Below are 26,353 nucleotides of genomic sequence, written 5' to 3' on the forward strand. Positions count from 1 at the left end.
CCCCCCCCCCCCCCCCCCCCCCCCCCCCCCCCCCCCCCCCCCCCCCCCCCCCCCCCCCCCCCCCCCCCCCCCCCCCCCCCCCCCCCCCCCCCCCAACCCCCCCCCCCCCCCCCCCCCCCCGGCCCGTCTTGCGATCCCGCCGTGTGAGGGCCGCCGCTATTTCGCGCGGCCGGCCATCCGCGTCGAGCCGAGGCTCGCGGCCACGATGCAGATGATCGCCGCCCACTGCTGCACGTGCAGGAACTCGCTCAGCAGCAGCACCCCGATCAGCGCCGCCGCGGCCGGCTCCATGCTCATCAGGATGCCGAACACCTGCTTGGGCATGCGCCGCAGCGCCCGCAGCTCCAGCGAGTAGGGGATCACCGACGACAGCAGCCCCACGCCGAGCCCGATCAGCAGCAGCTCGGGCTGGAGCAGGTCCGCCCCGCCGGTCGTGATCCCGACGGGCGCGATCACCACGGCCGACACGATCATCGCGAACGACAGCCCGCTCGTGCCGGGAAAACGTTGCCCGGCCGCCGCCGACAGCAGGATGTACCCGGCCCAGCAGGTCCCCGCCAGCATCGCGAAGGCGATCCCCGCCCAGCTCGCCGAGGCCGACTCTCCCCACGGCGCGAGCAGCACCACGCCCGCGCCGGCCAGGCCCACCCACAGCAGGTCGATCCTGCGCCGGGAGGCCGCCACCGCCACGCCCAGCGGCCCGAGGAACTCGATGGCCACGGCGATCCCCATCGGCAGCCGCGACAGGGCCTCGTAGAAGGTCAGGTTCATCACCGCGAGCGTCACGCCGAAGCCGATGCCCAGCGCCCAGTCACGTCCGGCCAGCCCTTTGAGCCGCGGCCTGACGAACGCGCCCAGGATGAGCGCCCCCGCCGCGATGCGCAGGAACACCACCGCGCTCGGCGGCAGCGCCGCGAACAGCTCCTTGGCGAATCCGGCGCCGAGCTGCACGCTGAAGATCCCCAGCAGGACGAGGCTGGAGGGCGGTATCGAGTCGGCGGCGGCGCGCAGCACGCTGCCCGCCCGCGACAGGCCGGGGCGGCGATCGAACGGTTCGTCGAGGGCGAAGGCGGACACGGGATTCCTCACCTGTGAAAAGGGCAACCCCAAGAGCCTACTGACGCCCTTCGACATTTGCCCACTTAGAGTGGTACTCGATCATTTAGTTAGACAAACGAACTATGGACGTATGAGACCCCCAGACCTCCCCGTGAGCATCGAGCGGCCGCCGGCGGCCCTGTCCGTGTCGTCGTTCGTCAGCAGCTTCGACCGCTTCGCCGTCACCCCCATGCTCGTGCTGATCGCCAAGGACCTGGACGTGTCCCTGTCGGCGTCCGTCACCGCCGCCAGCGGCTACTACCTGGCCTACGGGTTGTCCCAGCCGCTGTGGGGGCTGCTGTCCGACCGGTTCGGCAGGGTGCGGGTGATGCGCGGAGCGCTGCTCGGCGCGGCGCTGGCAGGGCTGGTCTCCGCGCTCATGCCCGTGCTGGGGGCGCTGGTCGCGGCCAGGATCGTCGCAGGGGCCTGCTTCGGCGCGGTGATCCCCACCAGCCTGACGTACGTGGGCGACACGGTCCGGGCGCCGGTCCGGCAGCGCGCGCTCACGGACCTGATGGCCGCCGCCTCCCTCGGCACCGCCCTGGCCACCGGCCTCGGCGGAGTGCTCGCCGGCCTGCTGAACTGGCGGGTGGCCTTCGTGGTGCCCGCCGCCTGCGCGCTGGCCTGCGCGTACGCGCTCCGCTCGCTGCCCGAGCCGCCCCGAGCCGGGCCCGCGGGCGCCGCGCGGGGCGTGGGCCGCTACCTGGGCGCGGTGCTCGGGCACGGATGGGCGCTGCTGGTGTTCGGGCTGGCGTTCGTCGAAGGGGCGATCCTGCTCGGCGTCATGCCCTTCCTGGCCACCGCGCTGGAGCACGCCGGGTTCGCCGCCGCCGTGGCCGGGCTCGCCATCACCGCGTACGGGCTGGGTCTGTGGGCGTTGTCCAAGCTCGTCAAGCGGCTGGTGGGACGCTGGCCCGCGCCGGTGCTCATGACGGTGGGCGGCGCGCAGCTGTGCGCCGGCTTCGCGATCGTGACCGTGCACGTGAGCCTGCCGACCGTGACCGTGACGGCGCTGCTGCTGGGCGGCGGCTGGTCGTTCCTGCACTCGTCGCTGCAGACGTGGGCCACCTCGGTGGTGCCGGAGGCCAGGGGGACGACGATCGCGTTCTTCGCCTCGGCGCTGTTCGTGGGCAGCGCCGCCGCCTCCTGGGCGGCCGGGCCGCTGGCCGACCAGGGGAGGTACGCGCTGCTGTTCGGCCTTGCGGCGGTCGCGGCGGTCCCGCTGACCGTGGTGGCCGCGCTGGCCAGGCGCCGCTACGGAGCCCTCGGCGCCGAAGCGCCCCGGCCGCAACCCGGATGAGGCCCGGGTGGGTGCCTCGCGGTCACCGCCGCCCGGGGCTCCCCTTCACTCCCAGCGGAAGGTGCGCGAGACCAGCCCCAGCGACAGCACCGCCCACGCCGCCAGCACGGCCAGCGGGACGATCGGCAGCGCCACGCCCTGCGCGAGCACCGAGCGCAGCCCGCCGGTCAGCGCAGAGATCGGCAGGATCTCCAGCACCGGCCTCATCCCCTCGGGGAACTTCGACAGCGGGAAGACCACCCCGCCGGCGCCCAGCAGCACCAGGTAGACGAGGTTGGCGGCGGCCAGCGTCGCCTCGGCGCGCAGCGTGCCCGCCATGAGCAGCCCCAGGCCGCTGAACGCCGCCGTGCCGACGACGATGAGCAGCGCGGCGCTCAGGAACGACCCGTGCGGCCGCCACCCCAGCGCCAGCCCCACGGCCACGATCACGACGGCCTGGATGACCTCCACGGCCACGACGGCGGCCGTCTTGGCGAGCATGAGACCGGCTCGGGACAGCGGGGTCGCGCCCAGCCGCTTCAGCACGCCGTAGCGGCGCTCGAACCCGGTCGCGATGGCCTGGCCGGTGAACGCCGTGGACATGACGGCCAGGGCCAGCACGCCGGGCGTCAGGAAGTCGACCCGGCTGCCGCCGACGTCGATCAGCGGCATCATCGAGAACCCCGCCAGCAGCAACACCGGGAGGACCAGGGTGAGCGCCAGCTGCTCGCCGTTGCGGAGGGTCGCGCGAACCTCGGCGCGCGCCTGCGCGAACACCATGCGCGGGAACGGCGCCGCGCCGGGCGCGGGGGTGAAGTCCAGCGTGGTCATCGCGCCTCCATCGGGTGCGGGCCGAGCGGTCATCGCAGTTCCCTGCCGGTGAGCTCCAGGAACACGTCTTCGAGGGTGCGGCGCTCGATGCGCAGGTCGTCGGCCGTGACGCCCTCGGAGGCGCACCAGGCCGTCACCGTGCCCAGCAGCTCGGGCCCGACCAGGCCTTCGATGATGTAGTGCCCGGCGGGCGACTCCTTGGCCGCGCTGCCCGTGGGCAGCGCGTTGAGCAGCTCTTCCAGCGCCAGCCCCGGCCGCGCCCTGAACCGCAGCTGGCGCTCGGCGCCCGTGAGCGAGGCGGGGCTGCCCTCGGCCACGACCCGCCCCCTGTCGATGATCGCCACGTGGTCGGCCAGCCGCTCGGCCTCGTCCATGTGGTGGGTGGTCAGCACCACGGACACGCCCGCGCCGCGCAGCTCGCCCACCAGATCCCAGCAGGCGTGCCTGGCCTGCGGGTCGAGCCCGGCCGTCGGCTCGTCGAGGAAGACCAGCTCCGGCCGCCCGACGACGGCCGCGGCCAGCGACAGGCGCTGCTGTTGCCCGCCCGACAGCCGCCGGTAGGGGGTGCGTACGTGCTCCGTCAGCCCCAGCCGGGCGAGCAGCGCGCCGGTGTCGAGGGGACGGGCGTAGAAGCGGGAGACCAGGCGCAGCCACTCGGCGCAGCGCATCGCCGGCGGCACGCCGCCCGCCTGCAGCATGACTCCCACGCGCGGCCGCAGCTCGGGCAGCGCGGGCGCCAGGCCGAGCACTCTGACGGTGCCCGCGTCGGCCTCGCGGAAGCCCTCGCAGATCTCCACCGTGGACGTCTTGCCCGCACCGTTGGGGCCGAGGACCGCGGTGACCGCCCCGCGTTCGGCGCGGAGCGTGAGGCCGTCGACGGCGGTGGTGCCGCCGTAACGCTTGACCAGGTCGATGATCTCGACGGCTGGGGAGTCCATGCCACGAGTTTAGGGACTGCGGCGGGCGGTCCCGGCCGCAGGTGAGCCCGGCCGGATCGCGTGTTCCTCGTCCGGGTCATGGAATCACCAAGAAATATCTGATGACCGGGAATTAGGAGAAGCCGGCACTGGTTTGATCCTTCGGCCCTCGTGGGCCACCGGTCCGCGAGGGAGAGGGGCATCCATGTCCGTGGCAGAGGCCACGTCCGCCGCCGTCGTTCATGAGCGAAGGGGCCGCCGCGGGCTGCTGCTGCTGATTCTCGGGGCGCTGTCGGCGATCGGGCCGCTCTCCATCGACATGTACCTCCCCGCGCTGCCCGCCATCACCTCCGAGATGCTCAGCGCCCCCGCGCAGGTGCAGCTCACCCTCACCGCCTGCCTCATCGGCGTCTCCGTCGGCCAGGTGATCGCCGGGCCGGTCAGCGACGTGCGCGGCAGGAGGGTGCCGCTGATGGTGGGCGTGGCCGGATTCATGGCGGCCTCGCTGTTGTGCGCGTTCGCGCCGTCGGTGCCCATGCTCATCGCGTTCCGGCTGCTGCAGGGCATGCTGGGCGGCGCGGCGCTGGTCATCGTGCGGGCTGTCGTGCGCGACCTGTACGACGGCGCCGCCATCGCCCGCATCTTCGCCACGCTCATGCTGGTGAGCGGTCTGGCTCCCATCCTGGCGCCGATCGCGGGCGCCCAGTTGCTGGCGTTCACGTCGTGGCGGGGCGTGTTCGTGGTGCTCAGCCTCATCGGCCTGGTGCTGCTGCTGGCCATGCTGGCGGGCGTGCGCGAGACGCTGCCCGCGGCCGAGCGCGAGGGCGGCGGCCTCAAGCACACCGTGCGCACGTTCTGGCGGCTGCTGCGTGACCGCCCGTTCATGGGCTCCGCCCTGACGGCCGGGCTCGCGTTCGGAGCGATGTTCAGCTACATCTCCGGCTCGCCGTTCGTCCTCCAGGAGGTGTACGGCGCCACGCCCCAGCAGTACTCCCTCATCTTCGGGCTCAACGCGCTGGCCCTCACCCTCACGGCCCAGCTGGGCGGCCGGCTGTCGGGGCGGGTGCCGCCGGCCCGGCTGGTGCTCATCGGGCTGGCCACCGGCCTGACCGGAGCCGCGCTGCTGCTGTCGGCCGCGCTGGCCGGGCTCGGCCTGTGGTACATCGTCGGCGGGTTGTTCGTCATCATGCTCGGCCAGGGCCTGGTGCTGCCGGGCACCGGCGCGCTCGCGCTGGCCTCGCAGCCCGCCCAGGTGGCGGGCAGCGCCTCCGCGCTGCTCGGCGTGCTGCAGTTCGCGCTCGGCGCGGTCGCGGCGCCGCTGGTCGGGCTGGTCGGATCCGCCAGTGCCGTGCCCATGGCCTGTGTCATGCTGGCGCTCATCCTCGGCTCCGCCCTGACCTTCGCCGTCCTGGGCCGCCCGCAAGTTAGGTAAGCCTACCCTGCGTGAGAAATTGCATTCGCCCCGTTTCCGGATCCGTTTGTGAAGCGGGAAGGAATTACGGCACACTGATGTTGTGAAAAACATGCACCTGAGCGAGCCCGGTAACGAGCGCGGCACCGGCGCCCGTGTCGCCAGGCTGATTCTGGAGCATGGTCCCGTCACGGCCGGAGCGCTCGGCGAGCGGCTCGGGCTCACGCCCGCCGCCGTCCGCAGGCACCTGGACGCGCTGCTGGCCGACGGGATGATCGAGCCTCGCATGGCGCGCCCGCGCGGCCAGCGCGGTCGCGGGCGGCCGGCCAAGCTGTTCGCCATCACCGACGCGGGGCGCAGTGCTTTCGAGCACGCCTATGACGACCTGGCCGGGAGCGCGCTGCGCTTCCTGGCCGAGCGCATGGGAGAGGAAGCGGTGGCCGACTTCGCCCGCTCGCAGGTCTCGAGCCTGCTGAGGCGGCTGGAGCCGGCCATGCGGACGGTGCCGGCGGACCAGCGCGTGCAGGTGCTGGCGCAGGCGCTGTCGGCGGAGGGGTACGCCGCCTCGGCCAGCAAGGCCAAGTCGGGGGGTGACCAGCTCTGCCAGCATCACTGCCCGGTGGCACACGCGGCGGCGGAGTTCCCGCAGCTGTGTGAGGCCGAGACGGAGGCGTTCGCGCAGCTGCTCGGCGTCCCGGTGCAGCGCCTGGCCACGATCGCTCACGGCGACGGGGTATGCACGACACACGTGAGCCCGCAGACGCTGGGCGAATCCGCACATAGAGACAAGAGCAAGGAGACCGGAAGGTGACTGTCACCGACCGCCCGGAGCTGGAAGGCCTCGGGAATTACAAGTTCGGCTGGGCCGACCCGGATGCCGCGGGCGCGGCGGCCAAGCGCGGCCTGTCCGAGGAGGTCGTCCGCAACATCTCCGCGCTCAAGAACGAGCCGGAGTGGATGCTCGACCTTCGCCTGAAGGGCCTCCGCCTGTTCGACAAGAAGCCGCTGCCGACCTGGGGCTCCGACCTCACGGACATCGACTTCGACAACATCAAATACTTCGTACGCTCGACCGAGAAGCAGGCCACGTCCTGGGACGAGCTGCCCGCCGACATCAAGAACACCTACGACAAGCTCGGCATCCCCGAGGCGGAGAAGCAGCGCCTCATCGCCGGCGTCGCCGCCCAGTACGAGTCCGAGGTCGTCTACCACAAGATCCGTGAGGACCTCGAGGAGAAGGGCGTCGTCTTCGTCGACACCGACACGGGCCTGAAGGAGCACGAAGAGCTCTTCAAGGAATACTTCGGCTCGGTCATCCCGGTGGGCGACAACAAGTTCGCCGCGCTCAACACCGCCGTGTGGTCGGGTGGCTCGTTCATCTACGTGCCGCCGAACGTCGAGGTCGAGATTCCGCTGCAGGCCTATTTCCGGATCAACACCGAGAACATGGGCCAGTTCGAGCGGACCCTGATCATCGTCGACGAGAACAGCTACGTCCACTACGTGGAGGGCTGCACCGCGCCGATCTACTCCTCCGACTCGCTGCACAGCGCGGTCGTCGAGATCATCGTGAAGAAGAACGCCCGCTGCCGTTACACGACCATCCAGAACTGGTCCAACAACGTCTACAACCTGGTCACCAAGCGCGCCGTGGCGTACGAGGGCGCGACCATGGAGTGGATCGACGGCAACATCGGCTCCAAGGTCACGATGAAATACCCGGCCGTCTACCTCATGGGCGAGCACGCCAAGGGCGAGACGCTGAGCGTCGCGTTCGCCGGCGAGGGCCAGCACCAGGACGCCGGCTCCAAGATGGTGCACCTGGCGCCGCACACGAGCTCCAGCGTCATCTCCAAGTCGGTGGCGCGCGGCGGCGGCCGCACCTCCTACCGCGGTCTCGTGCAGATCGAGGAGGGCGCCCACGGCAGCGCCAGCACCGTCAAGTGCGACGCGCTGCTCGTCGACCAGATCAGCCGCTCCGACACCTACCCCTACGTCGACGTCCGCGAGGACGACGTGTCGATGGGGCACGAGGCCACGGTCTCCAAGGTCAGCGAGGACCAGCTCTTCTACCTCATGAGCCGCGGGCTCGACGAGGACGAGGCGATGGCCATGATCGTGCGCGGCTTCGTGGAGCCGATCGCGCGCGAGCTGCCCATGGAATACGCCCTCGAGCTCAACCGGCTGATCGAGCTGCAGATGGAAGGAGCCGTCGGCTGATGGGCCTGAACGAGAAGCCCCTGTCGACCCTGCACGAGAAGGCGTCCTACGACCTGGCCGACTTCGCCGTCCCGACCGGGCGCGAGGAGGCGTGGCGGTTCACGCCGCTCTCGCGCCTGAAGGGGCTGCACAACGGCAAGGCAGAGATCACGGGTCAGGCGCTCACCCAGGTCTCCACCCCGGCCGGCGTCACCGCCGAGTGGGTGGGACGCGGCGACCCCCGCATCGGCCAGGCCTACGTGCCGGCCGACCGGGTCAGCGCGCAGGCCTACTCCGCCTTCGAGAAGGCGCTGGTCGTGACCGTGCCCAAGGAGGCCACGCCGGACGAGCCGATCCGCGTCGAGGTGCGCGGCGGCGGCCTCGACGGCGCCACGTTCGGCCACATCGTGGTCAAGGTCGAGCCGCTCGCCGAGGCCGTGGTGGTCATCGAGCACCTGGGGCACGCGATCTACGCCGACAACGTCGAGTTCGTCGTCGGCGACGGCGCCACGCTCAAGGTCGTCAGCCTGCAGGACTGGGAGGACGACGCGGTCCACGTCTCCCACCACCACGCCCAGCTCGCCAAGGACGCGACCTTCCGCAGCTTCGTGGCGACGCTCGGCGGCGACCTCGTACGCCTGTCGCCCAGCGTGTCCTACACCGCTCCCGGCGGCGACGCCGACCTGTCGGGCGTCTACTTCGTCGACGCCGGCCAGCACCTGGAGCACCGCCTGCTCGTCGACCACTCGCAGCCCAACTGCAAGAGCAACGTCGACTACCGCGGCGCCCTGCAGGGCGAGGAGGCGCACGCCGTCTGGATCGGCGACGTGATCATCAGGGTGGAGGCCGAGGGCACCGACACCTACGAGCTCAACCGCAACCTCATCCTCACCGACGGCGCCCGCGCCGACTCGGTGCCCAACCTGGAGATCCTCACCGGCGAGGTCGCGGGTGCGGGGCACGCCTCCGCGTCCGGCCGCCTCGACGACGAGCACATCTTCTACCTCCAGGCCCGCGGCATCCCCTACGACGAGGCCCGCCGCCTGGTCATCAGGGGGTTCCTCGGCCAGCTCATCGAGAAGATCCAGGTCGAGGAGATCCGCGAGCGCGTGCTCGGCGCGGTGGAGGCGGAGCTGGCCCGATGACCGCATTCGAGAAGGTGTGCGCGCTCGACGACATCCCCGACGGCGGGGTGCTCGGCGTCGAGGTGGGGGAGACCGCCGTCGCGCTCGTGCGCAGGGGCGGCGAGGTCTTCGCCCTGCACGACGTCTGCTCCCACGCCGAGGTGAAGCTCAGCGAGGGCGAGGTCTATGACGGCACGCTGGAGTGCTGGCTGCACGGCTCGTGCTTCGACGTCCGTACGGGCAAGCCCACGGGCCCGCCCGCGACCCGGCCGGTGAACGTATACACAGTCAAGATCGACGGCGATGACGTCCTCGTCTCGCTCTCGAAGGAGTCATAGAAGACATGTCCACCCTAGAGATCCGTGACCTGAAGGTCGCCGTCGAGGACAAGGAAATCCTGCGCGGCGTCAACCTGACCGTGAAGTCCGGCGAGACCCACGCCATCATGGGCCCCAACGGCTCGGGCAAGTCGACGCTCGCCTACGCGATCGCCGGTCACCCGAAATACACCATCACCGGCGGCGAGGTGCTGCTCGACGGCGTCGACCTGCTGGAGCTGTCGGTCGACGAGCGGGCCCGCGCCGGCCTGTTCCTGGCCATGCAGTACCCCGTCGAGGTCCCCGGCGTGTCGGTCTCCAACTTCCTGCGCTCGGCGGTCACCGCCGTCCAGGGCGAGGCCCCCAAGCTGCGCCAGTTCGCCAAGGACCTGAAGAACGGCATGGACGCGCTGGCCATCGACGCCGCCTTCGCCCAGCGCAACCTCAACGAGGGCTTCTCCGGCGGCGAGAAGAAGCGCCACGAGATCCTCCAGCTCGAGCTGCTCAAGCCGAAGATCGCGGTGCTCGACGAGACCGACTCCGGTCTCGACGTCGACGCGCTGCGCGTGGTGTCGGAGGGCATCAACCGCTTCCGCGCCACCGGCGAGACCGGCGTGCTGCTGATCACCCACTACACGCGCATCCTGCGGTACGTGAAGCCCGACTTCGTGCACGTCTTCGCGGGCGGCAGGATCGTCGAGGAGGGTGGCCCCGAGCTGGCCGACAAGCTCGAGTCGGAGGGCTACGAGCAGTACACGAAGGCGTCTGCATGACATACGACGGCTTGGACGTGGAGAAGATCAGGAAGGACTTCCCGGTCTTCTCCCGCGAGCTGCCCGACGGGCGACCGCTCGTCTACCTCGACTCGGGCAACTCCTCGCAGAAGCCCAACCAGGTCATCGAGACCATGCGCGACCATCTTGCGCTCCACTACAGCAACGTCGGCCGGGCGATGCACGTGCTGGGCGCGGAGTCGACCGACGCCTACGAGAGCGCCCGTGACAAGGTCGCGGGCTTCATCGGGGCGCCCTCGCGCGACGAGGTCGTCTTCACCAAGAACGCCTCCGAGGCGCTCAACCTCGTCGCCTACTCCTTCGGCAACCCAGCCGCCACCGATCCGCGGTTCACGCTCGGCCCCGGCGACGAGATCGTCATCTCCGAGATGGAACACCACTCCAACATCGTGCCGTGGCAGCTGCTCGTGCAGCGCACCGGCGCGACGCTGAAGTGGTTCGGGGTCACCGGCGACGGGCGGCTCGACTACGACCCCGGCCTCATCACCGAGCGGACGAAGATCGTCTCGATCGCCCACCAGTCCAACGTGCTCGGCACCGTCAACCCGGTCGCCGCCGTGGCCGCGCGGGCCCACGAGGTGGGCGCGCTCGTCCTGCTCGACGCCTCCCAGTCCGTGCCGCACCACCCGGTGGACGTGACCGGGCTCGGCGCCGACCTCGTGGCCTTCACCGGTCACAAGATGGTCGGCCCCTCGGGCATCGGCGTGTTGTGGGGCAGGACCGAGGTGCTCGAGGCGATGCCGCCGTTCCTGGGCGGCGGCGAGATGATCGAGGCGGTCTGGATGGACCGCTCGACGTACGCGCCCATCCCGCACAAGTTCGAGGCGGGCACGCCGCCGATCGTCGAGGCCATCGGGCTCGGCGCGGCCGTCGACTACCTCACCGGCGTCGGCATGGAGGCCGTGGAGGCCCACGAGCGCGCGCTGACGGCCCACGCGCTCGACGCCCTGCGCGAGGTGCCCGGCCTGCGTCTCATCGGTCCTGACACGCTCGAGGAGCGCGGCGGCACGCTGGCGTTCACGCTGGAGGGCATCCACCCGCACGACGTGGGTCAGATTCTCGACGACCAGTTCGGCGTCGCCGTCCGCGTGGGGCACCACTGCGCGCGCCCCCTGCATCTACGCTTCGGAATACCGGCGACCACGCGGGCGTCGTTCTATCTGTACAACACCACGGGCGAGATCGACGCCCTGGTGCGTGGCCTCCATCACGTTCAGAAGGTGTTCGCATAGCCATGATCGGCGAGTCGATGTACCAGGAGCTGATCCTGGAACACTACAAGCATCCGCAGGGGCGGGGGCTGCGCGAGCCGTACGACGCCGAGGTTCACCACGTGAACCCGACGTGCGGCGACGAGATCACGCTCAGGGTCAAGGTGGACGACGCCGGCAAGATTCTCGATGTCTCCTACGACGGTCAGGGCTGTTCGATCAGCCAGGCGGCCGCGTCGGTGCTGCACGAGCTGGCCACCGGCTCGACGGTCGAGGAGACGCTCTCCGTGGTCGACGAGTTCACCCGGCTCATGCAGGGCAGGGGCAAGGTGGAGGCCGACGAGGAGGTGCTCGGCGACGCGGTCGCGTTCGCGGGCGTCGCCAAGTTCCCGGCACGGGTGAAATGTGCGTTGCTTTCCTGGATGGCCTACAAGGACGCTGTAGTGAGGAGCGCTGCCACGTGAGTGAACGCGACGAAGGCATGATGCGACCCGGCGGTTCACTCACGACGGCGAAGGAGATGTCATGAGCAAGCCAGTGGAGACCCCGACCGGCTTCGACGGTGACACGAGCGTCGACGAGGTCATGGAGGCGCTGAAGGACGTCGTCGACCCCGAGCTCGGCATCAACGTGGTCGATCTGGGCCTCATCTACGGGCTCAACCTCGACCCGTCCGACGGCGGGCAGCCTGTGGCGACCATCGACATGACGCTGACCAGCGCGGCCTGCCCCCTGACCGACGTCATCGAGGACCAGGCCCACTCCGCGCTGGACGGCATGGTCTCCGATGTCAAGATCAACTGGGTCTGGTTGCCGCCATGGGGGCCTGACAAGATCACCGACGAGGGTCGCGAGCAACTGCGTATGCTAGGCTTTAACGTCTGATCTTTGCTGCTGTCACGGCTGGCGTAAAGCGTCGGCCGTTTCAGTGTGTGCCAGAGCGGGTTCTGGAAGGTCCGGACCCATCCGGGGAATATCCGATAACATCCCGGCGTTGGCACCAGACGCACCCGACGTCTCATTGCGCGTCTAGCGCCGCCTGCGGCCGGTGCCCCGGTGTGTCCCCCTCATTCTCGACCCGCCCCGACGGCGGGTGCCCTTGAACATGTACGGCCAGCGCCGTACGTCCCGGCTCGTCCTTTCGCAGAAGTGACGCGCCACTTCGACGGAAAGGCACGACTTTCGTGACCATGCTTGACGCTGTCATGCCCGAGCTCGGCGAGTCCACTCCCGAGCCTGGCCCCTCCGAGTTCGAGCTGCTCGGCCTGCCGAAGCCGCTCGTCACCGGGCTGGCCAAGCTGGGCTTCGACAGCCCCTTCCCCATCCAGAGCGCGACCATCCCCGACGTGCTCGCCGGCCACGACGTGCTCGGCCGGGGCCAGACCGGCTCCGGCAAGACGCTCGCCTTCGGCCTGCCCACCATGGCCCGCATCGCGGGCGTGCGGCCCGCCCCCGGCCGCCCCAAGGCCATGATCCTCGTGCCGACCCGAGAGCTCGCGCTCCAGGTGCACGACGCTCTCGAGCCTCTCGGCCGCGGCCTCGGGCTGCGCATGAAGGTCGTCGTCGGCGGCATGTCCATGGGCAAGCAGATCGAGGCGCTGCGGCGCGGCGTCGACGTCGTCATCGCCACCCCCGGCCGCCTCGGCGACCTGATCAGGCAGGGCGAGTGCTCCCTGTCCGACGTCGAGGTCAGCGTCCTCGACGAGGCCGACCACATGTGCGACCTCGGCTTCTTCCCCGTCGTCACCGAGCTGCTCGCGCAGACGCCGGCCGACGGGCAGCGGCTGCTGTTCTCCGCCACGCTCGACGGCGACGTCGACAAGCTCGTACGGCGCTTCCTGAAGGACCCGATCACCCACTCCGTGGCCCCCGCGACCTCTCCGGTCGACACCATGGAGCACCACGTGATGCAGGTCACGCGCGACGACAAGTTCGACGTCACGGCCGCGATCGCCAACCGCGAGGGCCGTACGATCATCTTCGTCCGCACCCAGCACGGCGTCGACCGGCTCTGCAAGCAGCTGGCCAGGGTCGGCGTCAAGGCGGGCGGCCTGCACGGCGGCAAGCGCCAGAACCAGCGCACCCGCATCCTCGCCGAGTTCCGCGAGGGCTCCATCGGCGTGCTCGTCTGCACCGACGTCGCGGCGCGCGGCATCCACGTCGACAACATCAGCCTCGTGCTGCACGTCGACCCGCCGCAGGACCACAAGAGCTACCTGCACCGGGGCGGCCGCACGGCCCGCGCCGGCGAGAAGGGCACCGTGGTCACGCTGGTGCTGCCCAACGAGCGGCGCTCGACCGACGCCCTCACCCGGCGCGCCGGCATCCACCCGTTCCGCCTGAAGGTCACGCCGGGCCACCCCAGGCTCGCCGAGGTCACCGGGGCCCGCACGCCGAGCGGTGAGGCCGTCCCCGTCTGGGAGCCCGACGTGCGCAAGCCGCTGCGGCCCCGCCGCGACGGCGGCCACAACGGCTCCGAGCGCCGCGGTCGCCGCCCGCGCCGCGACTTCGACGGCGACCGGCGTCCGCGCCGCCACGACGAGGGCGGCGAGCGGCCGTTCGCGTCGGGTGAGGACCGCCGTCCGCGCAGGGAGTTCGACGGTGACCGGCGTCCGCGCAGGCACGCCGAGGGCGAGCGTCCCTTCAGCCGGGGCCAGGAGCCTCGTGACGGCAGGCCGCGCGGCGGCTACCGTTCCGACGACCGCCCCTACCGCCAGGACGACCGCGGCCAGCGGGGCGGGTTCCGCTCCGACGACCGTGCCGGCACGGGGCCGCGCTACTCCTCCGACCGCGGCCGCCCGTTCTCGGCCGACCGCGAGCGCGGCTACCGCACCGACGAGCGCGGGCCGCGCGACGGCTACCGCTCCGGCGGCGGGCGCCCGGACGACCGGGGGCCGCGTGACGGCTACCGCCCGGGGGAGCGCGGCAAGGGCGGCTACCGCCGCAACTCCGGTCGCTACGAGCGCTGACGCCTGTGACCACGCGCTGCCCGCCGCACCTCACCAGGTGCGGCGGGCAGCGCCGTTCCAGCCCTTGGGAGCGCTGAGGGCGATGCCGCGGGTGAAGCACCGCTGGAGTCGACGTGGACGGCCTCGAACGCCTGGAAGGCGCCCGTGGGGGAGCGCGCCGAGCCCCCGGCGACGCACAGCACCGTGCCGTGCCCGCACCGGCATCGGCACCCGGATGTTCACTGCTTGCCTGTCCGCGGCCGGGCCGGGGCCTTCGCGGGCCGATCATCGAGGTTGAGGTACAGTGCGATGAATCGTCCGATGTGTCCTTCTCGTCGGCGCAGGCGTCCCGCGTGGCGGACACCGGGCGGCGCCAGTGCCTGGCGCAGACTAGGCTTGACAGGCACGTCAGCCAATCGACGAGAGAGACCATGAAGACCTTCGAAGAGCTGTTCGCCGAGCTGTCAGAGAAAGCCGCCACCCGGCCCGCGGGCTCGGGCACCGTGGCCGCGCTCGACGCCGGCGTCCATGCCATCGGCAAGAAGGTCGTCGAGGAGGCCGCCGAGAGCTGGATGGCCGCCGAGCACGAGTCGGACGACAGAGCCGCCGAGGAGATCTCACAACTGCTCTACCACGTGCAGGTGCTCATGATCGCCAAGGGCATCGGGCTCGACCAGGTCTACAAGCATCTCTAGGGCGCGACGCGCCCGTCACCGGCAAGCCCTGGAGAAGCGACAGAGACGACTAAGGACCTGACATGCTGCGTCTGGCAGTACCCAACAAGGGCGCCCTCAGCGAGGCCGCCCAAGCCATGCTCAAAGAGGCCGGCTACCGGCCGCGCAGGGACAACAAGGAGCTCGTCGTGGTCGACGAGGCCAGCGGCTGCGAGCTGTTCTTCCTGCGCCCCCGTGACATCGCCGTCTACGTCGGCGAGGGCACCCTCGACGCCGGCATCACCGGCCGCGACATGCTGATCGACTCGGGCGCGCCGGTCGAGGAGATCATGCCGCTCGGTTTCGGCGGCTCCACCTTCCGGCTGGCCGCCATGGCGGGCACGATGGCGTCGGTCAAAGACCTCGACGGCCGGCGCATCGCCACCTCCTATGCGGGGCTGCTCGACAAATACCTCTCCGACCAGGGCGTCGACGCACGCGTGATCAAGCTCGACGGCGCCGTCGAGACCGCGATCCGCCTGGGCGTGGCCGACGCCGTCGCCGACGTCGTGGAGACCGGCACCACGCTGCGCAACGTCGGCCTCGAGGTGTTCGGGGAGCCGATCATGCGCTCTGAGGGCGTGCTGATCAAGCGGCAGAGCGCGCCGGAGGCGCAGGGCCTCGACCAGCTCGTACGCCGCCTCCAGGGCGTCGTGCACGCCCGCGACTTCGTCATGATGGACTACGACATCCGCGCCGAGCGCATCGAGGAGGCCATCGCCCTCACCCCCGGCATGGAGGGGCCGACGGTCTCCCCGCTGCACCGCGAGGGGTGGGTGGCCGTGCGGGCGATGGTCCGGCGCAAGGGCCACCAGCAGGTGATGGACCAGCTCTGGGACATCGGCGCGCGGGCCATCCTGGTCACCGACATCTACGCCTGCCGCCTCTGACGCTCGCCTGGGCACGCGCCGGGGAGACCCTGACGCCGCGGGGCCGCGTCGTCAGCTTCTGGTCGACGTGACCTGCCGGATCAGGTCGGGGACGCGGACGATGCCCGGGCGGCGACTGAGTTCCTCCCGCCCGTGGGCGCGCCGCCCGGCCATGATGGTGTCGGCTAACCTTCGGATCATGAGCGCGCGTCCGGCCAGCGGCGGCGGCCGGTGGGTGACCGTGCCGCCGGAGCGCCTGCATCCGTGGATCGACGGGTTCGCCGGCCGTCACGGACCCTTCTCCCCTTCGGGGGACGACCGGGTGGTCCGGCTGCTCGCCGACGACGGCGCGCTGGCCGAGCTGCACGTGCCCTTCCCGCCCATGTCGCCCCCTGGGCCGCCGCACGTCACCCGGCTGGTCGCTCACGCGTCGGCGGAGCGGCGGGTGGGGGTGTTCCTGGTGCGGCTCGGCGGGTACGCCGCCGGCGTCTTCCACGGCTCCGCGCTGGTCGCGTCGAAGGTGGGGTCACGGCTGGTGCAGGGACGCACGGCGGCCGGGGGATGGTCCCAGCAGCGCTACGCCCGGAGGCGGCGCAAGCAGGCGGCCGAGGCGTTCGACGACGCGGTGGCGACGGCGGTGCGGGTTCTCTCGCCGCACCTGGCGGAGCTGGACGCGGTGGTGCTCGGCGGGGACCGGCGGGCGGTCGGCGGCCTGCGGCACGACCGGCGGCTCGCGCCCCTGCTGGCCCTGGAGACCGAGCCGTTCCTGGTGGTGCCCGACCCGAAACTGGCGGTGCTGAAGGACACTCCGGCCACGTTCCGCGCGGTCCGCGTCCGTGTGGTGGATCCTTCAGGCGTCAGCGCCGAATAGGCCGGGTCCCTCCCAGGGCGGGATCAGGTGGCGCTCCTCAGCCGCCTGATCGATGGCGAGCATCCGGGTCCGGCGGGAGGCGGCGGCAAAGGCTCGTCGTGACAGCGAGCAGCCCTACCGGGTGGCTGTGTGGCACTTCGACCATGCGATACCTTTCGTAACTGTACGAACACGTAGGGAGCCCAACATGGTAACGGCATCACGCAGGCGCCCCTGCAGGCTCACGCCCGAGACCGACACCGCACGTCTCCCCGCCACAGCACGGGAGCTTTTCGACGCGCTGCCGTCCCTTCCCGGCCTCCGCGCCGAGGTCATCGATGGGAGATTGATCGTGAGCCCCGTCGGCACCCCCGAGCATGCAAGAATCGCGATGCTGATCTACCGTGCGTTGCTTCCTCTGCTAGTCCAACGCGGCTGGGACGGCTTCGCGGGCAATGTGAATGTCTGCGTCGATGGACCTCGGACCCCGGTCGAGCCCGATTTCGTGCTCGCCCCGCCCGACTGCCGTCGCCGGGGCGAGCGGGAGCTGATGTCTTCGGGTCTGCTGATGGTGGCCGAGGTGATCTCGCCGAGCAGCGTAGAAGACGATCGGGTGAAAAAGCCTCGCATGTACGCCGCGGGCGGCGTTCCCGTCATGATGCTGGTCGACCCGATCGCCGTACCACCCACCGTCACCGTGCTCAGTGACGCCAAAGAAGGCGAGTACCAAACCGTCACCCGGGTCGCCATGGGATCCACCGTGCGCATCCCCGACCCGGTCGGCTTCGACCTCGACACCGCTGTCTTCACCGAGCCTTAGAGCTCGTCGAAGCCACGACCTCGCACCCAGGAGACGGGGAACGTACCCATCCGGACCACGCCTCGCGCAGGCGGGCGGGGCCCCCGCACGTTCGGCCCGGTTGAGACGATTCAATTCAATCTTGATTGCCGCTATGATGGCCGGGTTCACGGTGGGCGGTGTCCGGCCGCCCCCGCCGGCAGGCAGCGGTTTCTGCAGGTGGCCGCGTCCGCGGACCACGTCCGGGTTGCGGCTCATGCACTTACAGCGGCACGGCCTCGTGAGGATCGATGGCGACCAGGAACATCAAGGAGGTCGCGCAGCTGGCGCGCGTCTCGGTGGGCACGGTGAGCAATGTGCTCAACCGTCCGGAGATCGTGTCGCCCGCCACCCGCGAACGCGTCTTCGAAGCGATCAAGAAGCTGGGGTTCGTCCGCAACGAGGTGGCCCGCCACCTGCGGGTGGGCCGCAGCCGCACGGTCGGGCTCGTCGTGCTCGACGTGGCCAACCCGTTCTTCGTGGACGTGGCCCAGGGCGCCGAGTCGGTGGCCGACGACCACGACACGATGGTGGTGTTGTGCAACAGCGCCGGTGACGCCGGTCGCGAGCGCCGCCACCTCGACCAGCTCGAACAGCAGCGGGTGATGGGCATCCTGATCACCCCCGTCGAGGCGGAGACGCCCTGGCTGGAGGAGCTGGCCGACCGGGGCACTCCCGTGGTGCTGGTCGACAGCCCGGCCACCGGGCTGCAGTGCTCGGTGGCGGTCGACGACCGGCTGGGCGGGCAGATCGCCGGCGCGCACCTCGTCGAGCGCGGGCACCGGCGCATCATGTTCGTCGGCGGGCCGATGTCGGTCAAACAGGTGGCCGACCGGCACGCGGGCGTGGCCGGGGCGGTGGCCGCGGCCGGAGGCGACGTCGAGCTGCTCACCGCCACCGCCCCCACGCTGACCGTCTCAGAGGGCCGGGCGATCGGCGAGCGACTGGCGGAGCTGCCGGCCGCCGAGCGGCCCACGGCGGCCTTCTGCGCCAACGACATGATGGCGCTCGGCCTGCTCCAGGCGATGGCCACGCACGGACTGCGCGTGCCCGACGACCTGGCCATCATCGGCTATGACGACATCGACTTCGCCGCGGCGGCCGCGGTGCCGCTGTCGTCGGTGCGGCAGCCGCGCGAGCTGCTGGGGCGCACGGCCATCGACTTGCTGCTCGAAGAGGTGGCCGAGCCCGGGCAGCACCGGCACCGGCAGGTCATCTTCCAGCCCGACCTGGTGATCCGCGAGTCCAGCGCGCCCTATCGCCTCCATTCCTGAACCGTTTCATCCGGCGGGGCCCAACGACCGAGGGCTCCGCACGCGCCCGGGGGCGCCGCGACTCTGAGAGGAGCCCTCTTGACCGAGCTCTACCGCAACGCCCTGGCCTGCCCGGAAGACCTGGCGGGCTTCCGCATGGAGGGTGACGGGGTCACGTCCTTCCCCCAGGGCCGCATGCGCCTGGAGAGCCGCAGGCCGCGGTCCGACGGCCAGGCGGCCAACGTCGTGCTGTGGTGTCCCGCGGACCTTCCCGCCGACGTGCGGATCGAGTGGGACTTCCTGCCGATCAGGGAGCCGGGCCTGGCCATCATGTTCTTCCACGCCAGGGGCAGGAACGGCGCCGACCTCTTCGACCCCGGCCTGGCCGCCCGCACCGGCCCTTACGAGCAGTACCACCACGGCGACATCGACGCCTATCACGTCTCCTACTTCCGCCGCATGTGGGCGTCGGAGCGCGCCCTGCACACCTGCAACCTGCGCAAGAGCCACGGGTTCCACCTGGTCGCGCAGGGGGCCGACCCGCTGCCCTCGGTGCTCGACGCCGACGGCCCGTACACGATGCGCATCGACGTACGCGGTGGTGAGGTCACGTTCTCGGTCAACGATTTGGTCTCGTTCCGGTGGACGGACGACGGTTCTGTGGGCGGGCCTGCCCTGGCTGGAGGCAAGATCGGGTTCCGGCAGATGGCCCCGCTCATCGGCGAGTACGGAAATCTCCGGATTTCGCGTCATTGACTTTGAGTCGATTCAACACTAATTTCGCAACACCACCGGGGTTCACCCTCCTGTAACGGCGGGGGAACCACGGAGCAACACTCCGCCCCCGTGTCCGCGCACACGCCGTCAGAAGGTGCTGCGGGATGAGCCATCCAGCCATGTCAATGAAGGTGCAAGCGGTCTGCTCAGAGCTCTTCTGGGCGGCCAGGCTGAACCTGATGTGGATCGCCCTCACGCTGCTCGGCGGCGTGGTCCTCGGAATCGGGCCCGCCACCATGGCCGCGTACACCGTCGCACGTCGCCACGCGCGCGGTGAATCGATTCATTGGGCGGACTTCTGGAGTGTCTACCGGCGTGAGTTCGTCCGCGCCTCGTTGCTGATCCTTCCCGTCGCGGTGCTCGCCACCGTGCTGATCGGCAACTACCTGTACCTGTCCGCCGCCGGGCCGAGCATGGGGGCGTTGCGGATCGCGACCTTCGTGGCGCTCATCGCGCTGGCCGGTGTGGGGGCTTACGTCGGGCCGCTCTACGTGCACTACGACCTTCCGCTGTGGGCCTACTGGCCCAAAGCGACACAGCTAGCGCTCATGCGTCCGGCTTCGTCCGTGCTGTTGCTGCTAGTGCTCTCGTCCATCGCCTACGCGACCGCGGTGCTGCCCGTCCTGGCGCCGGTGGTCGGCTTCGGCGCGTGGATCTACCTCAACACGTGGCTCTGCCAGCGCTTCTTCGAGGAGAACGAGGCGCGACTGCATTCGAAAGGGAACTCATGAGCGCATCCCGTCGCCGGCGCCTCCTTGCCGGTGTGTTAACGCTAACGGTCGCCCTCACCGCCTCCGCCTGCTCCGGCGGGGAGGCGCCCCAGGCGGACCCCGGCACGATCACCTTCATGTCGAAGCTGTTCGGCACCGCGCCGGACCCCAAGGGCGAGATGCATCAGGCGGTCGAGAAGTTCCTCGGCAAGAAGCTCAAGATCACCTGGGTGCCCAACGCCGAGTACACCGAGAAGCTGAACGTCACGCTCGCCTCGGACGACATCCCGCAGGTCATGGTCGTGGACCCGCACCTGCCGGCGTTCGTCAAGGCCGCTCAAGCCGGAGCGTTCTGGGATCTGACCGACAAGCTGGACAAGTACCCGAACCTCAAGCCCGCCGACGCGCAGACGGCGCTCAACGCCTCCATCAACGGCAAGACCTACGGCCTCTACCGGATGCGGCCGCTGCTGCGCTCGGCGGTCGTCATCCGCAAGGACTGGCTGGAGAAGGTCGGCCTCGACGAGCCCGAGACGGTCGACGACCTCTACGAGATCGCCAAGGCGTTCACGGAGAAGGACCCGGACGGCAACGGCAAGAAGGACACCTACGGCCTCGTCATCCCGAAATGGCCGGGCAACTACGCCAGCTCCAGCCCGTACGACGTGATCGAGACCTGGTTCGGCGCCCCGAACGGCTGGGGCGAGCGCGACGGCAAGATCGTTCCGGGCTTCGACACCCCGGAGTTCCTCGAGGCCAACCGGTGGCTGAAGAAGATGGTCGACGGAGGCATGGTCAACCCCGACTTCGCCACCCTCGACGCCGCCAAGTGGAACGACCCCGTCCAGCAGAACAGGGGCGGCATCATCATCGACGTCAACATCCGCTCCAGGCAGTGGCTCGACCTGTTCTACGAGCAGGACAAGGAGACCTACGGCGACAAGGTCACCATGGTCGGCAACCTCAAGCGCTCCGACGGGAAGAAGTTCTCCTACCCGTTCACCGGCTACCTCGACTCCCTGGCCATCTCCAAGCAGAGCGTGCGGACCGAGGCGGAGCTCGACAACGTGCTGAAGACCCTCGACAAGCTGGCGACCAAGGAGGGCCAGGTCCTGCTCACCAACGGCATCGAGGGCCGCAACTTCAAGGTCGAGAACGGCGACACCGCCGCGCTGATCAACGAGGACGACCCCGCGGTCAAGACCGTCCAGAACGACGTGGACGACGCCTTCATCCAGCTCAGCACCAAGGGTGACGTGTCCATCGGCGGGATCGCCTACCAGCGTGTGCCGTCGGGGGAGCCGTACCAGGAGATGCTCAGGCTCCAGAAGGAGCTGGTGGAGGAGGACCTCAAGACGGCCGTGCACAACGTGGCGCTGCCCGTGGTCTCTCCCACCGCCGTCGCGAAGGGCGCGCAGATCGACACGATCGTCTCGGACGCCCGGATCAAGTATCTGTCGGGCACCTTCACCGAGGAGCAGCTCAAGGCCGAGATCAAGCGCTGGTACGACAGCGGCGGCACGCAGGTGGCCGCCGAGATCAACGACCTGGTGTCCAAGCTCGGGCAGTAGCCGTCGCGTCGAGAGGCCCGGGGCCCGCGCGTCCCGGGCCTCTCACATGAAAGGAGGCCGCTGTGGCCACCGACCTGGCGCCGCCTCCACCGAAGGCGGCCACCAAGGCGAAGAGGCGGAGGGCCGGCAAGGTGCCGCTCCGCGCGGCGCTGGCGCGCTATCGCTGGCTCTACCTGATGCTCATCCCGGGCGTCGCCTACTTCGTGCTCTTCAAGTATCTGCCGATGTACGGCGTGACGATCGCCTTCCAGGACTTCCTGCCCTTCCTCGGCTACTCGGGCAGCCCCTGGGTCGGCTTCAAGCACTTCGAGGATCTCTTCTCCGGCCCCGACTTCGGCCGGCTGATGTTCAACACGCTGTTCCTCGCGTTGCTGCACATCGTCATCGTCTTCCCCGCGCCGATCATCGTCGCGCTGATGCTCAACGAGCTGCGTGTCAGCCTCCTCAAGCGGTCGGTCCAGTCGCTGATCTACATCCCGCACTTCCTGTCCTGGACGATCGTCGCGTCGCTGACGTACCTGCTGTTCGCGGCGGACTTCGGCGTGATCTCCGGGTGGATCCGCGACGTGCTGGGCGACACCGCGAAGGTCGACTACATGGCGCAGGAGGAGTGGTTCCGGCCGCTGATCATCCTGCAGCAGCTGTGGAAGCAGACCGGCTGGGGCACGATCATCTACCTCGCCGCGCTGGCGGGCGTGGACCCCAACCTGTACGAAGCCGCCCGCATGGACGGCGCGGGACGTTTCCGGCAGCTCTGGCACGTCACCCTGCCCGCGATCCGCCCCACGGTCGTCGTGATGGCGATCCTCGCGTCCGGCAACCTGCTCGACTCCGGATTCGAGCAGATCTGGCTCATGACCACCTCGCTGAACCGCTCGGTGGCCGACGTGTTCGACACCTACGTCTACTACGCCGGCATCCAGCAGGGCGCCATCAGCTACTCCACCGCCGTCGGCCTGTTCAAGGGCGTGGCGGGCGTCATCCTGATCTTCGGCTCGAACTGGCTGGCCAAGCGCCTCGGCCAGCGTGGACTGTTCTGAGGAGCCCCGGCATGCCGACCATGACCGAGACCAAGGCCACGCAGCCGGTCGACAACCACGGCTCGCTCGCCAGCCGCACGTTCGACACCCTCAACGTCGTCGTGCTCGTCGGGCTGGCGCTCATCACGGTGCTGCCGCTGCTCTACGTGCTGGCCGGATCGTTCGCGGGCGAGGCGGAGATCTCCTCGCGCCCGTTCTTCCTGTGGCCGGAGAAGTTCGTCACCGAGTCCTACGCCTACATCTTCGCCACCGACACGTTCGTCCGCGCCCTGCTCACGACCGTCGTCGTGACGGCGGTCGGCACGGTGGTCCAGCTGCTGCTGACCTTCACCATGGCCTACCCGCTGGCCAAGCGGTACCTCCCGGGCAGGACGCTGGTCCTGAACCTGGTCATCTTCACGATGGTCTTCTCCGGCGGGATGATCCCCACCTACCTGGTGGTGCGCGACCTGGGTTTGCTCGACAGCTACTGGGCGCTGATCCTGCCGCTGGCGATCAACCCGTTCTACCTGATCATCGTCAAGAGCTTCTTCCAGGAGCTGCCCCAGGCGCTGGAGGAGGCCGCGCGCATCGACGGCTGCAACGAGATGGGCGTGTTCTTCAAGATCGTCCTGCCGCTGTCCAAGCCGGTCATCGCGACCTTCTCGCTGTTCTACGCGGTGGCCATCTGGAACGACTACATGTCGCCGCTGCTGTACATCAGCGACCCTGACAAGTGGACGCTGCAGGTCCTGGTGCGGCAGCTGACCAGCACCGACGCCGCCACCGCCCTGTCGCAGATGGACCGGACCTGGGTGCCGCCGGAGCAGGGCCTGAAGTTCGCCGTCGTCGTCATCGCGACCCTGCCCATCCTGTTCTTCTACCCGTTCCTGCAGAAGCACTTCGCCAAGGGCGTGCTGATCGGGTCGGTCAAGGAATGAGGCAGGGCCCGCAGCCCCCGACTGAAGGAGATCACATGACCGAGCTTCGCTGGCTGGACCGACCGGGTGAGGAGGGGACGACCTGGGGGGTCCCGTGGCCGCGCGGCACGGTGGCACGGGACGCGCCGTTCGCCCTGGCCGACGACGCGGGCCGTGAGGTGCCCGTGCAGAGCTGGGTGACCGCCACCTGGCCGGACGGCTCGGTCAAGTGGTCGGCCCACGCCATCGGGGCGCAGCGGGACGTCGCGCGGGCGTACCGGCTCGAACCGGGTCGCGAGCCCGCCGCGTCCGGGACGGCCGTCACGGTCGCCCGCGAGCGCGGCGGGCTGGTCGTCAGCACGGGCGTGGTCACCTGGGAGCTCGGCGGCGGGACGGTCGCCCGCTCGATCTCGCGCGGGAGCCGCGAGATCGCCAGGAACGTCCGCCTGGTCAGCCTCCGGCAGGGTGAGCCCACCCCCGACGAGGGCGGCGCCGTGGTCCGCGAGCAGGGCGAGGGCGTCGTGGAGAGCGTCACCGTCGAGCAGGACGGCCCCCTGCGCGCCGTCGTGCGGCTGGAGGGCCGGCACGGAGACTGGCTGCCGTTCACCGTGCGCCTCTACTTCCACGCCGGCGCCGAGCAGGTGCGGATCATGCACACGTTCGTCTACGACGGCGACCCTGAGCGGGACTTCCTGGCCGGGCTCGGCCTGCGCGCCGACGTGGTCATGCACGATCCGCTCCACGACAGGCACGTACGGCTGGCCGGCGCGGAAGGCTTCCTCACCGAGGCGGTACGCGGCCTGACCGGCCTGCGCCGCGACCCCGGCGAGCACGTACGCAGGGCGCAGGTCGAGGGCAGGCCCGCCGGGGAGATCGCCCCCGACGTCGCGAGCCGGCTGCACCTCATCCCCGCCTGGAACGACTACACCCTCGACCAGAGCTCGGCCGACGGCTACACGCTGCGCAAGCGCACCGCGCAGGGCCACGCGTGGGTGACGATCCCCTCGGGGACGCGCTCGGGCGGCTACGGCTACGTCGGCGGCGTCAGCGGCGGCCTCGGGTTCGGGCTGCGCGACTTCTGGCGCCTGCACCCCACCCGCCTCGACGTCAGGAACGCCGCCACCGGCCTGGCCACCGCCACCGTCTGGTTGTGGTCGCCGTCCGCGCCGGCCATGGACCTGCGCTTCTACCACGACGGGATGGGCCAGGACACGTTCGCCGAGCAGCTCGAGGGCCTGGAGATCACGTACGAGGACTACGAGCCGGGCTTCGGCGACGCCCACGGCGTGGCGCGTACGCACGAGCTGACCCTGCGCGCCTGCGACGCCACGCCCTCGGCCGCGGACCTCGCCGCGCACGCCGCCGCCATGAACGAGCCCGGCCTGCTGCGCGTCTCCCCGGAGCGGATCAGGCAGGCCGGCGTGTTCGGCGTGTGGGGACTGCCCGACCGCTCCACGCCGGCGCGCGCCCTGATCGAGGACCGCCTGGACTTCCTGTTCGACCTGTACGTGCGCGAGCGCGAGCAGCGCAGGTGGTACGGCTTCTGGGACTACGGCGACGTCATGCACACCTACGACCCCGACCGGCACACCTGGCGTTACGACGTGGGCGGCTACGCGTGGGACAACTCGGAGCTGTCGCCCGACCTGTGGCTCTGGTTGCAGTACCTGCGCACGGGACGCGCGGACGTCTTCCGGTTCGCCGAGGCCATGACCCGCCACACGGGCGAGGTCGACGTCTACCATCTCGGCAGGTGGAAGGGCCTGGGCAGCCGGCACAACGTGCAGCACTGGGGTTGCAGCTGCAAGCAGTTGCGCATCTCCAACGCCGCCTACCGCCGCTTCCACCACTACCTGACCGCCGACGAGCGCACCGGCGACCTCATGGACGAGCTGAGCACGCCGGAGGAGACGTTCCTGGCGATCGACCCCACGCGCAAGGTGCGCGAGGACGTCTACACCCCCGACCCGGCCGGGCTGTCGGTCGGCCTGGGCACGGACTGGGGATCGCTGGCGGCGGCGTGGCTGACCCGGTGGGAGCGGCACGGCGACGAGCGGGCCAGGGACCGGCTGCTGGGCACGATGGCCGACATCGGGGCGATGCCGCGCCGGTTCCTGACGGGTGAGGGCCGGCTGAACCTGGAGACGGGCCGTTTCGACACCTCGCGGGACCAGATCTCCGTCTCGCACCTGTCGTCGTTGTTCGGGTTGCCGGAGATGTGCGCGGAGCTCATCGCGCTCGATCTGGGCGTGCCGGGCTTCGAGGAGGCGTGGCTGGAGTACTGCCGCCTCTATCTCGCCACCCCCGAGCAGCAGGAGGCCGAGGTGGGCCGGCGGCTGAGCGGGATCTCGCTGATCCAGGCGCACAGCAGGCTCACCGCGTACGCGGCGGCGCGCACCGGCGACGCCGGGATGGCCGCGTGGGCGTGGCGCAAGTTCCGCCTCGGCGAGGGCGACCAGCTCAACCGCAACCCGCTGCAGCACCAGGAGAAGTGGGAGCTGACGCTGGTCGACGGCCCCGAGGTGCCGTCGCCGGTGCGCGAGGCGCCGTTCGTGTCGACCAACAGCGCGGCGCAGTACGGCCTGGCAGCGATCTGCAACCTGGCACTGATCGCGGAGCACCTGGCGGAGGATTAACCAGGGGTGGGGCCACTCCGGGGGCCCTACACTGATCGGTATGCATACTCCCGATTGATCGGCGTCGC

The 26,353-nt window shown here is 70.3% G+C and carries 25 protein-coding genes; 22 read left to right on the plus strand and 3 right to left on the minus strand.

Annotation, left to right across the window (positions count from 1 at the left end; all coding sequences use genetic code 11):
• Positions 1-156: 156 nt before the first annotated feature.
• Positions 157-1,077 (minus strand): EamA family transporter, encoded by a 921-nt coding sequence (locus tag ACZ6SA_RS35140; RefSeq protein ID WP_465833067.1) that lies wholly within the window; start codon positions 1,075-1,077, stop codon positions 157-159.
• Positions 1,078-1,189: 112 nt separating this feature from the next.
• Here ACZ6SA_RS35140 and ACZ6SA_RS35145 point away from each other — a divergent pair, with 112 nt between their 5' ends.
• On the plus strand, positions 1,190-2,398 hold the full coding sequence (locus tag ACZ6SA_RS35145; protein ID WP_465833069.1) for an MFS transporter: 1,209 nt from the start codon (positions 1,190-1,192) through the stop codon (positions 2,396-2,398).
• 45 nt (positions 2,399-2,443) lie between these two features.
• Here ACZ6SA_RS35145 and ACZ6SA_RS35150 read toward each other — a convergent pair whose 3' ends face one another.
• Together ACZ6SA_RS35150 and ACZ6SA_RS35155 are read right to left on the minus strand one after the other, a co-directional pair.
• On the minus strand, positions 2,444-3,208 hold the full coding sequence (locus ACZ6SA_RS35150; RefSeq protein ID WP_347644720.1) for an ABC transporter permease: 765 nt from the start codon (positions 3,206-3,208) through the stop codon (positions 2,444-2,446).
• A 29-nt stretch (positions 3,209-3,237) separates the two neighbouring features.
• Positions 3,238-4,146, minus strand: coding sequence for an ABC transporter ATP-binding protein (locus ACZ6SA_RS35155; RefSeq protein ID WP_347644719.1), 909 nt, complete (start codon positions 4,144-4,146; stop codon positions 3,238-3,240).
• Positions 4,147-4,330: 184 nt separating this feature from the next.
• Here ACZ6SA_RS35155 and ACZ6SA_RS35160 point away from each other — a divergent pair, with 184 nt between their 5' ends.
• The 21 genes from ACZ6SA_RS35160 to ACZ6SA_RS35260 all read left to right on the plus strand — a co-directional run bounded on the left by ACZ6SA_RS35160 (position 4,331) and on the right by ACZ6SA_RS35260 (position 26,285).
• Positions 4,331-5,557 (plus strand): multidrug effflux MFS transporter, encoded by a 1,227-nt coding sequence (locus ACZ6SA_RS35160; protein WP_465833072.1) that lies wholly within the window; start codon positions 4,331-4,333, stop codon positions 5,555-5,557.
• A 91-nt stretch (positions 5,558-5,648) separates the two neighbouring features.
• Positions 5,649-6,347 carry a helix-turn-helix transcriptional regulator gene (locus ACZ6SA_RS35165; RefSeq protein ID WP_465833292.1) on the plus strand — a complete coding sequence of 233 codons (699 nt, stop codon included), beginning with the start codon at positions 5,649-5,651 and terminating at the stop codon, positions 6,345-6,347.
• Complete coding sequence (gene sufB, locus ACZ6SA_RS35170; protein WP_465833074.1) at positions 6,344-7,756, plus strand: Fe-S cluster assembly protein SufB; 1,413 nt, start codon at positions 6,344-6,346, stop codon at positions 7,754-7,756. The genes ACZ6SA_RS35165 and sufB overlap by 4 nt, the downstream gene beginning before the upstream one ends.
• Complete coding sequence (sufD, locus tag ACZ6SA_RS35175) at positions 7,756-8,880, plus strand: Fe-S cluster assembly protein SufD (protein WP_465833076.1); 1,125 nt, start codon at positions 7,756-7,758, stop codon at positions 8,878-8,880. The genes sufB and sufD overlap by 1 nt, the downstream gene beginning before the upstream one ends.
• A complete protein-coding gene (locus ACZ6SA_RS35180; RefSeq protein WP_465833078.1) occupies positions 8,877-9,197 on the plus strand; it encodes a non-heme iron oxygenase ferredoxin subunit in 321 nt (106 codons plus the stop codon). The genes sufD and ACZ6SA_RS35180 overlap by 4 nt, the downstream gene beginning before the upstream one ends.
• Positions 9,198-9,202: 5 nt before the next feature.
• Positions 9,203-9,949 (plus strand): Fe-S cluster assembly ATPase SufC, encoded by a 747-nt coding sequence (gene sufC / locus ACZ6SA_RS35185; protein WP_347771376.1) that lies wholly within the window; start codon positions 9,203-9,205, stop codon positions 9,947-9,949.
• Complete coding sequence (locus tag ACZ6SA_RS35190; RefSeq protein WP_465833080.1) at positions 9,946-11,202, plus strand: cysteine desulfurase; 1,257 nt, start codon at positions 9,946-9,948, stop codon at positions 11,200-11,202. The genes sufC and ACZ6SA_RS35190 overlap by 4 nt, the downstream gene beginning before the upstream one ends.
• A gap of 2 nt (positions 11,203-11,204) precedes the next feature.
• The gene (sufU, locus tag ACZ6SA_RS35195) at positions 11,205-11,645 is read left to right on the plus strand and encodes a Fe-S cluster assembly sulfur transfer protein SufU (protein WP_465833082.1); all 441 of its coding nucleotides are present in this window, start codon (positions 11,205-11,207) and stop codon (positions 11,643-11,645) included.
• 61 nt (positions 11,646-11,706) lie between these two features.
• The gene (locus ACZ6SA_RS35200) at positions 11,707-12,066 is read left to right on the plus strand and encodes a metal-sulfur cluster assembly factor (RefSeq protein ID WP_347622244.1); all 360 of its coding nucleotides are present in this window, start codon (positions 11,707-11,709) and stop codon (positions 12,064-12,066) included.
• A gap of 305 nt (positions 12,067-12,371) precedes the next feature.
• Positions 12,372-14,150, plus strand: coding sequence for a DEAD/DEAH box helicase (locus tag ACZ6SA_RS35205; RefSeq protein WP_465833084.1), 1,779 nt, complete (start codon positions 12,372-12,374; stop codon positions 14,148-14,150).
• Between the two features lie 410 nt (positions 14,151-14,560).
• Positions 14,561-14,824 (plus strand): phosphoribosyl-ATP diphosphatase, encoded by a 264-nt coding sequence (locus ACZ6SA_RS35210; protein ID WP_132593280.1) that lies wholly within the window; start codon positions 14,561-14,563, stop codon positions 14,822-14,824.
• 62 nt (positions 14,825-14,886) lie between these two features.
• Positions 14,887-15,732, plus strand: a complete 846-nt coding sequence (gene hisG / locus ACZ6SA_RS35215) for an ATP phosphoribosyltransferase (protein ID WP_465833087.1) — start codon at positions 14,887-14,889, stop codon at positions 15,730-15,732.
• 178 nt (positions 15,733-15,910) lie between these two features.
• Positions 15,911-16,582 carry an acVLRF1 family peptidyl-tRNA hydrolase gene (locus tag ACZ6SA_RS35220; protein WP_347644709.1) on the plus strand — a complete coding sequence of 224 codons (672 nt, stop codon included), beginning with the start codon at positions 15,911-15,913 and terminating at the stop codon, positions 16,580-16,582.
• Between the two features lie 187 nt (positions 16,583-16,769).
• The gene (locus ACZ6SA_RS35225; protein WP_465833089.1) at positions 16,770-17,381 is read left to right on the plus strand and encodes a Uma2 family endonuclease; all 612 of its coding nucleotides are present in this window, start codon (positions 16,770-16,772) and stop codon (positions 17,379-17,381) included.
• 269 nt (positions 17,382-17,650) lie between these two features.
• Complete coding sequence (locus ACZ6SA_RS35230) at positions 17,651-18,673, plus strand: LacI family DNA-binding transcriptional regulator (protein WP_465833091.1); 1,023 nt, start codon at positions 17,651-17,653, stop codon at positions 18,671-18,673.
• 78 nt (positions 18,674-18,751) lie between these two features.
• Positions 18,752-19,408: a DUF1961 family protein gene (locus ACZ6SA_RS35235; protein ID WP_465833093.1), complete on the plus strand. Its 657-nt coding sequence runs from the start codon at positions 18,752-18,754 to the stop codon at positions 19,406-19,408.
• 125 nt (positions 19,409-19,533) lie between these two features.
• On the plus strand, positions 19,534-20,160 hold the full coding sequence (locus ACZ6SA_RS35240) for a YesL family protein (protein WP_347644705.1): 627 nt from the start codon (positions 19,534-19,536) through the stop codon (positions 20,158-20,160).
• A 32-nt stretch (positions 20,161-20,192) separates the two neighbouring features.
• A complete protein-coding gene (locus ACZ6SA_RS35245) occupies positions 20,193-21,710 on the plus strand; it encodes an extracellular solute-binding protein (protein WP_465833095.1) in 1,518 nt (505 codons plus the stop codon).
• A gap of 62 nt (positions 21,711-21,772) precedes the next feature.
• Complete coding sequence (locus ACZ6SA_RS35250; protein WP_347644703.1) at positions 21,773-22,750, plus strand: ABC transporter permease; 978 nt, start codon at positions 21,773-21,775, stop codon at positions 22,748-22,750.
• 11 nt (positions 22,751-22,761) lie between these two features.
• Positions 22,762-23,670 carry a carbohydrate ABC transporter permease gene (locus ACZ6SA_RS35255; RefSeq protein ID WP_347644702.1) on the plus strand — a complete coding sequence of 303 codons (909 nt, stop codon included), beginning with the start codon at positions 22,762-22,764 and terminating at the stop codon, positions 23,668-23,670.
• A gap of 35 nt (positions 23,671-23,705) precedes the next feature.
• A complete protein-coding gene (locus tag ACZ6SA_RS35260; protein WP_465833098.1) occupies positions 23,706-26,285 on the plus strand; it encodes an exo-rhamnogalacturonan lyase family protein in 2,580 nt (859 codons plus the stop codon).
• Positions 26,286-26,353: the final 68 nt, after the last annotated feature.

Source organism: Nonomuraea sp. NPDC049378 (assembly GCF_055586745.1).

Coding starts and splice junctions, on each gene's coding strand:
- ACZ6SA_RS35145 (WP_465833069.1), top strand. CDS start 1,190: ATGAGACCCCCAGACCTCCCCGTGAGCATCGAGCGGCCGCCGGCGGCC.
- ACZ6SA_RS35150 (WP_347644720.1), bottom strand. CDS start 3,208: ATGACCACGCTGGACTTCACCCCCGCGCCCGGCGCGGCGCCGTTCCCG.
- ACZ6SA_RS35155 (WP_347644719.1), bottom strand. CDS start 4,146: ATGGACTCCCCAGCCGTCGAGATCATCGACCTGGTCAAGCGTTACGGC.
- ACZ6SA_RS35160 (WP_465833072.1), top strand. CDS start 4,331: ATGTCCGTGGCAGAGGCCACGTCCGCCGCCGTCGTTCATGAGCGAAGG.
- ACZ6SA_RS35165 (WP_465833292.1), top strand. CDS start 5,649: ATGCACCTGAGCGAGCCCGGTAACGAGCGCGGCACCGGCGCCCGTGTC.
- sufD (WP_465833076.1), top strand. CDS start 7,756: ATGGGCCTGAACGAGAAGCCCCTGTCGACCCTGCACGAGAAGGCGTCC.
- ACZ6SA_RS35180 (WP_465833078.1), top strand. CDS start 8,877: ATGACCGCATTCGAGAAGGTGTGCGCGCTCGACGACATCCCCGACGGC.
- sufC (WP_347771376.1), top strand. CDS start 9,203: ATGTCCACCCTAGAGATCCGTGACCTGAAGGTCGCCGTCGAGGACAAG.
- ACZ6SA_RS35190 (WP_465833080.1), top strand. CDS start 9,946: ATGACATACGACGGCTTGGACGTGGAGAAGATCAGGAAGGACTTCCCG.
- sufU (WP_465833082.1), top strand. CDS start 11,205: ATGATCGGCGAGTCGATGTACCAGGAGCTGATCCTGGAACACTACAAG.
- ACZ6SA_RS35200 (WP_347622244.1), top strand. CDS start 11,707: ATGAGCAAGCCAGTGGAGACCCCGACCGGCTTCGACGGTGACACGAGC.
- ACZ6SA_RS35205 (WP_465833084.1), top strand. CDS start 12,372: ATGCTTGACGCTGTCATGCCCGAGCTCGGCGAGTCCACTCCCGAGCCT.
- ACZ6SA_RS35210 (WP_132593280.1), top strand. CDS start 14,561: ATGAAGACCTTCGAAGAGCTGTTCGCCGAGCTGTCAGAGAAAGCCGCC.
- hisG (WP_465833087.1), top strand. CDS start 14,887: ATGCTGCGTCTGGCAGTACCCAACAAGGGCGCCCTCAGCGAGGCCGCC.
- ACZ6SA_RS35220 (WP_347644709.1), top strand. CDS start 15,911: ATGAGCGCGCGTCCGGCCAGCGGCGGCGGCCGGTGGGTGACCGTGCCG.
- ACZ6SA_RS35225 (WP_465833089.1), top strand. CDS start 16,770: ATGGTAACGGCATCACGCAGGCGCCCCTGCAGGCTCACGCCCGAGACC.
- ACZ6SA_RS35230 (WP_465833091.1), top strand. CDS start 17,651: ATGGCGACCAGGAACATCAAGGAGGTCGCGCAGCTGGCGCGCGTCTCG.
- ACZ6SA_RS35240 (WP_347644705.1), top strand. CDS start 19,534: ATGAGCCATCCAGCCATGTCAATGAAGGTGCAAGCGGTCTGCTCAGAG.
- ACZ6SA_RS35255 (WP_347644702.1), top strand. CDS start 22,762: ATGCCGACCATGACCGAGACCAAGGCCACGCAGCCGGTCGACAACCAC.
- ACZ6SA_RS35260 (WP_465833098.1), top strand. CDS start 23,706: ATGACCGAGCTTCGCTGGCTGGACCGACCGGGTGAGGAGGGGACGACC.